At 73.4% G+C, this 6594-nt stretch carries 1 protein-coding gene; it reads left to right on the top strand.

Going from position 1 to position 6594, the window contains the following annotated elements:
• The coding region (locus ACFWWR_RS48330; protein ID WP_384310747.1) for an amino acid adenylation domain-containing protein at window positions 1-6594 on the top strand (6594 nt) is incomplete at both ends.

Genomic DNA, 6594 nt, shown 5'->3' with positions numbered 1-6594 from the left:
CACCTCGCCCAGACCCTGCCCGACTACATGATCCCCGCAGCCTTCGTCACCCTCGACGCCCTCCCACTGACCGCCAACGGCAAACTCGACCGCAAGGCCCTGCCCACCCCCGACCCCCACACGGAGACCTCTGGCCGCGCCCCGCGCACCCCGCAGGAAGAGATCCTGTGCCACCTGTTCGCCGACGTCCTCGGCCTCGACCGGGTCGGCATCGACGACAGCTTCTTCGACCTCGGCGGCGACAGCATCATGTCGATCCAGCTGGTCAGCCGGGCCCGTCGAGCCGGGCTGGCCCTCTCTGCGCGGGACGTGTTCGAGCGCAAGACGATCGAGGCGCTCGCCGCGGTCGTCGGCACGGCCGCCGGGGACGGTGGCGGCGCCGGGGCGGCGGAGAGCGAGGACTCGCGGTTCGGTGTCGTACCGCTCACTCCCGTGATGCGCTGGCTGGCCGAACGTGGCGGCCCCATCGGGCAGTTCAACCAGTCCGTCGTACTGCGCGTACCGGCGGCGCTGGACGGCGAACGGCTGGTCACCGCCGTACAGCTGCTGCTCGACCACCATGACGCGCTGCGCCTTCGGCTGCGTACGGACGTCGAGTGGGCCCTGGACGTCATGGCTCCTGGTGGCGTGCCCTCCGCGGCGTCGGTCGTGCGGCGGGTGGACGCCGCGGCGATGGACGGCCGGGCGCTGGACGAGCTGATGGCGGCCGAGGGAGAACGGGCCCGGCGTGTGCTGGATCCGGCGTCGGGTGCGATGCTCCGGGCGGTGTGGTTCGACCGTGGCCGCGATCGGCAGGGGCGGCTGCTCATGGTCGTGCATCATCTCGCGGTGGACGGTGTGTCCTGGCGGATCCTCGCGCAGGACCTGGAGGAGATCTGGCAGGCCCTGTCCGAGGGACGGCGGCCGGGGCTGGAGCCGGTGGGCACGTCGTTCCGGAGCTGGGCCCGGAAGCTGGTCGAGGCCGCGCCGGCCCGGGAGGCGGAGCGCGACCTGTGGGAGCGGATGCTGGCCGAGCCCGACCCGCTGCTCGGCGACCGTCCCCTGGACCCGGTGCTCGACACCTTCGCCACGGCGGGCCGTCTCGAGCTGCGGCTCCCCGTCGACGTCACCGAGACGCTGCTGGGTGAGACGCCCGCACTGTTCCGGGCGGGGATCGAGGAGGTTCTGCTGGCCGCGTTCGCGACGGCGGCGACGCGGTGGCGGCGCGGGCACGGTGACCCCCGGGCCACGGAGGTGCTGCTCGACCTCGAGGGGCACGGCCGGGTGGAGCATGCCGTGCCCGGCGCTGAACTGTCGCGTACCGTGGGCTGGTTCACGAGCATCCACCCGGTCCGGCTGGCGCCCGAGACGCACGCGTCCGGGGACGGGCGGAGCGATGCGGCAGCCGCTGGGGCGGCGCTGAAGCGGGTCAAGGAGCAACTGCGTTCCGTTCCCGACAAGGGCATCGGATACGGGCTCGTACGGTACCTCGCCCCGCGGCCGGGACCGGGCGATGAGCCGACGCTGATCCGGCCGCAGATCGGCTTCAACTACCTGGGCCGGTTCGCGTCGGCGGACCCGTCGGCCGAGGCCTCGGACTGGACGGCCGTGCCGCTGGCCGGCGCCGCCGAGGATCCCGGACTCGCCCTGGCACACACAGTGGAGGTCAACGCCGCCACGCACGACGGCGAGCACGGGCCCGAGCTGGTCGCCTCCTGGACCTGGGCCGGCGAACTGCTCGGCGAGGAGAGCGTACGGGAGCTGGCGGAAGGCTGGTTCCGGGCGCTGCGTGAGCTGGCCGAGCACAGCCGGACCCTGGGGGCGGGCGGTCTCACCCCGTCCGACGTGCCCCTGGTCGCGGTGAGCCAGGCCGAGATCGAGACGCTGGAGGCGGAGACGGCCGCAGCGGTGGACGGGGCCACGGTACGGCCGGGCCGCGTGCTGGAGGACATACTGCCGTTGTCGCCGCTGCAGGAAGGACTGTTCTTCCACAGCGCCTACGACGATTCCGCGCCGGACGTCTACACGGCGCAGCTGGCCGTCGACATCGAGGGCGCGCTCGACGCCGCGGCCCTGTGCGCGGCCGCGCGGCAGGTGCTGGACCGGCACACGGCGTTGCGTTCGGCGTTCCGCAGGACCGCTGCCGGGCACGCCGTGCAGGTCGTGGTGGCCGAGCCGCCGCTGCCGTGGCGTGAGATCGATCTGACGCACCTGGCGGAAGCGGACCGGGAAGCCGGTGCGGCCCGGATCCTCGAGGAGGAGTACGGCAGCCGGTTCGACCTCGGCCGGGCACCGGCGCTGCGCTTCGTCCTGCTGCGCCTGGGCGGGGAGCGGTGGCGCCTTGTCCTGACGAACCATCACATCATCCTGGACGGCTGGTCGTCACCGGTGCTTGTGCGGGAGCTGCTCGCCCTGTATGCGGAGCACACCGGCCGGGGCGCCGACGGCGCACGGCTGCCACGGGTCCGCCCTTACCGGGACTACCTGGGCCACCTGGCCGGGCAGGACCGCGAGGCCGCCCGGGCGGCCTGGCAGGCGGCCCTGGACGGGCTCGACGCGCCGAGCCTCGTCGCCCCGCCGCAGCCCGGCCGGGCGGCGCTCGCCCCGAAGCGGCTGGAGTTCACCCTCTCCGAGGAGGACACGGCCGCCCTCGCCGAACGGGCCCGATCGTCCGGTGTCACCCTCAACACCCTGGTCGAGGCCGTGTGGGCCGTCGTTGTCGGCCGGCTCACCGGGCGGGACGACGTCGTCTTCGGGGTCACCGTCTCCGGCCGGCCCGCCGACCTGGACGGCGCCGAGGACATGGCCGGCCTGTTCATCAACACCCTTCCGCTGCGTGCCCGGATCAACCCCTGGGAGACCCTGAGCGCGTTCGCCGGGCGCCTGCAGCGCGAACAGGCAGCCCTCCTCGACCACCAGCACCTGGGCCTCACCGAGATCCAGCAACTCACCGGCCTGGGCGAGCTTTTCGACACCTCCATGGTCTACGAGAGCTATCCGCTGGACGCCGCCGCCCTGGGCGAGCTGGCGGGGCACTCGGGACTGACGCTGACCGGCGCCGCTGACCGGGACGCCACGCACTTCGCCCTCGCGCTGGTCGCCGTGCCCGGCACCCGTCTGGCGTTCCGCCTCGACCACCGGCCCGACCTGTTCGAGGAGCGGGGCGCGCGGTCGGTCACTGAGCGGTTCCTGGGCGTGCTGCGCGACCTTGCCCACCGCCCGGATCGTCCGGTCGGGCGCACCGACGCGCCCGCCGCCGTGCAGCGCGAGCGGTTCGCCGCCACGTGGAGCGGGCCGGCCCCCGCACTGGCCGAGGCGACGCTGCCGGAGCTGTTCCGCGCCCAGGCCCTGCGCACCCCGGACTCGCCCGCGGTGGCCCACGAGGGCACCCCTCTGTCGTACGCGCAGCTCGACGACGCCTCCGACCGGCTGGCCGGCCGGCTCGTCGCGGCGGGACTCGGCCCCGAGCAGGTCGCCGCCGTCTCCCTGCCGCGCTCCGCCGATCTCGTCGTGGCGATGCTCGCCGTCATGAAGGCCGGGGCGGCCTATCTGCCGGTGGACCCCGACTATCCCGCGGACCGCATCGCCTACATCCTCGGTGACGCCGCGCCCCGTCTGCTGATCACGACGGGCGCCCTGAGCGAACGCCTGGACGCTGCCGGCGCGGCCGGGCCCGAGCTGCCGCGCCTGCTGATCGACGAGGCCGGCACCGGCGCACCCGGACAGCACCCTGAGCTCGAACCGGCGACGGCCGTGTCCGCTGCCGTACCGGGCCGGTCCCCGCAGCCCTCGCACCCGGCGTATCTGATCTACACCTCCGGCTCGACCGGCCGCCCCAAGGGGGTCGCCGTCACGCACGGCGGCCTGCCCAGTCTCGTGGCCGCGCAGGTCGAGGCGTTCGCCGTCGAACCGGGCAGCAGAGTCCTGCAGTTCGCCTCGCCGAGTTTCGACGCCTCCGTCTGGGAGGTCTGCATGGCTCTCCTCACGGGAGCCTGTCTGGTCCTTGCCCCGCAGGAACGGCTGCTGCCGGGCGCTCCGCTGGCCGCGCTGCTCGAAGAGCAGCGGGTGACCCATGTGACCCTGCCGCCGTCCGCGCTGCCCTCCATGCCCGAGGACGCGATGGGCACCGTCACGACGCTGGTCGTGGCGGGCGAGAGCTGCCCGGCCGACCTCGTGGAACGCTGGTCGCGGGGCCGCCGGATGTTCAACGCGTACGGACCGACGGAGACGACGGTCTGCGCGACGATCAGCAGCCCCCTCGCCGGACGCGTCGCCCCGCCGATCGGCCGCCCGATCACCAACGCGCGTACCTACGTGCTGGACTCGGCCCTGCGGCCGGTCCCCGACGGCGTCACGGGCGAGCTGTACCTCGCGGGCGCCGGCCTCGCCCGCGGCTACCTCGGCCGCCCCGGCCTGACAGCCGAACGGTTCGTCGCCGACCCGTTCGGCCCGCCCGGCGCCCGCATGTACCGCACCGGCGACCTGGCCCGGTGGACCACGCAGGGCGAGCTGGAGTACCAGGGACGCGTCGACGACCAGGTCAAGGTCCGCGGCTTCCGCATCGAACCCGGCGAGATCCAGGCCGCGTTGACCACCGCCGCACAGGTCGCCCAGGCCTTCGTCACGGTCCGCGAGGACCGGCCCGGCGACCGGCGTCTGACCGCCTACGTGGTTGCGTCGCCCGGTACGGCCGCCGACCCGACGTCGCTGCGCGCCCACCTGGCCACGACCCTGCCGGCGCACATGATCCCTTCGGCGTTCGTCGCCCTCGACGCGCTCCCGCTGACCGCGAACGGCAAGGTCGACCGCAGGGCCCTGCCCGCTCCCGAGCTCGGCGGTGCCGCGACGGGCCGCAGGCCGCGCTCGCCGCAGGAGGAGATCCTGTGCGGGCTGTTCTCCGAGGTGCTCGGTGTCCCCGAACCCGGCATCGACGACAGCTTCTTCGACCTCGGCGGCCATTCACTGCTCGCCACCCGCCTCATGAACCGGATCCGCTCCACTCTCGGCGTCGAGATCCCCGTCCGCCGGCTCTTCGAGACCCCGACGGTGGCGGGGCTGGCCGCCGTCCTCACGTCCGCCGAAGGCGCCCGTACGCCACTGGCCGCGGGGCCGCGTCCCGAGCGCGTCCCGCTGTCCTTCGCCCAGCAGCGGTTGTGGTTCCTCAACCGGTTCGAGGGACCGAGTCCCACTTACAACCTGCCGACCGCCCTGCGCCTGACCGGCACCGTCGACCAGGAGGCGCTCCGGGCCGCGCTGGCGGACGTGGCGGAGCGGCACGAGACCCTGCGCACGGTCTTCGCGGGCGACGCCACCGGCGTCCACCAGGTCGTCTTCTCCCCGCAACAGGCGCGCCCCGAGCTGCTCGTCGAACGGGTCGAGGCGAGCGCACTACACGACCGGATCACCGAAGCGGCGCGCCACGGCTTCGACTTGGCTACGGAACTCCCGATCAGAGCATGGCTGTTCGAGGTCTCCGCGCACGAACACGTCCTGCTCGTCCTGATCCACCACATCGCAGGCGACGGCTGGTCCCTGGGCCCCCTGGCCCGCGACCTGACGACCGCGTACGCGGCCCGCCACGCGGGCACCACCCCCGCGTGGGCCCCGCTGCCGGTCCAGTACGCCGACTACACGCTGTGGCAGCGCGAGGTGCTGGGCTCCGAGGACGACCCCGAGTCGACCGTCTCCCGTCAACTCGCGTACTGGAAGCGCGAACTGGCCGGTCTCCCGGCAGAGCTGGAGCTGCCCGTCGACCGTCCCCGCCCGGCCGCCCCGTCCCACCGGGGCGAGTCGGTTCCGCTGACCGTCCCTGCCGGACTGCACCGCCGGCTGGAGGAACTGGCGCGCGAGCACCAGTGCAGCAGCTTCATGGTGGTGCAGGCGGCGCTGGCGGTTCTGCTGTCGCGGCTGGGTGCGGGCACGGACATCCCGATCGGCTCGCCGATTGCCGGACGGACCGATGACGCGGTGGAGGACCTGGTCGGGTTCTTCGTGAACACCCTTGTCCTGCGCACGGATCTGTCCGGCGACCCCACCTTCACGGAGTTGCTGGCCCGGGTCCGGGAGACCGACCTGGCCGCCTACGCCCACCAGGACATCCCCTTCGAACGCCTCGTCGAAGCCCTCAACCCCGAACGCTCACCCTCCCGCCACCCCCTCTTCCAGACCGTTCTGGAGTGGAACAACGACGAGCAGAGCGCGGCGCTCGACACGGTGGCGCAGCTGCCCGACCTGACGGTGGCGCCCGAGCTCGCCGCCACGGGGGCGGCGAAGTTCGACCTCGTGTTCCACGTCTCCGCAGTCCGAGCCGAGGAGGGCGGCGCCGGGGGGCTGAAGGGAGAAGTGGAGTACAGCGTGGACCTGTTCGATCGTGCGTCGGCTGTGTTGCTGGCGGAGCGGTTTGTGCGGGTGTTGGAGGCGGTGGTGGGGGATCCGTCGCGGCCGGTGGGGCGGGTGGAGGTGTTGTCGTCCGAGGAGCGGGCCGGTCTGGTTGCGGCGTGGACGGATGTGTCTGCCGGGTCTGTGGGTGGTCTGACGTTGGCGGGGTGGTTCGCGCGGCAGGTGCTGGCGTCGCCGGGTGCGGTGGCCGTCTGCTGTGACGGGGTGGCGCTGTCG

The organism is Streptomyces sp. NPDC058678, from assembly GCF_042714835.1.
In the GTDB taxonomy this organism is placed as follows: Bacteria; Actinomycetota; Actinomycetes; order Streptomycetales; family Streptomycetaceae; genus Streptomyces.
Note: the sequence above shows the minus strand (reverse complement) of the source record. Positions and strands in the feature narration are given on the sequence as shown.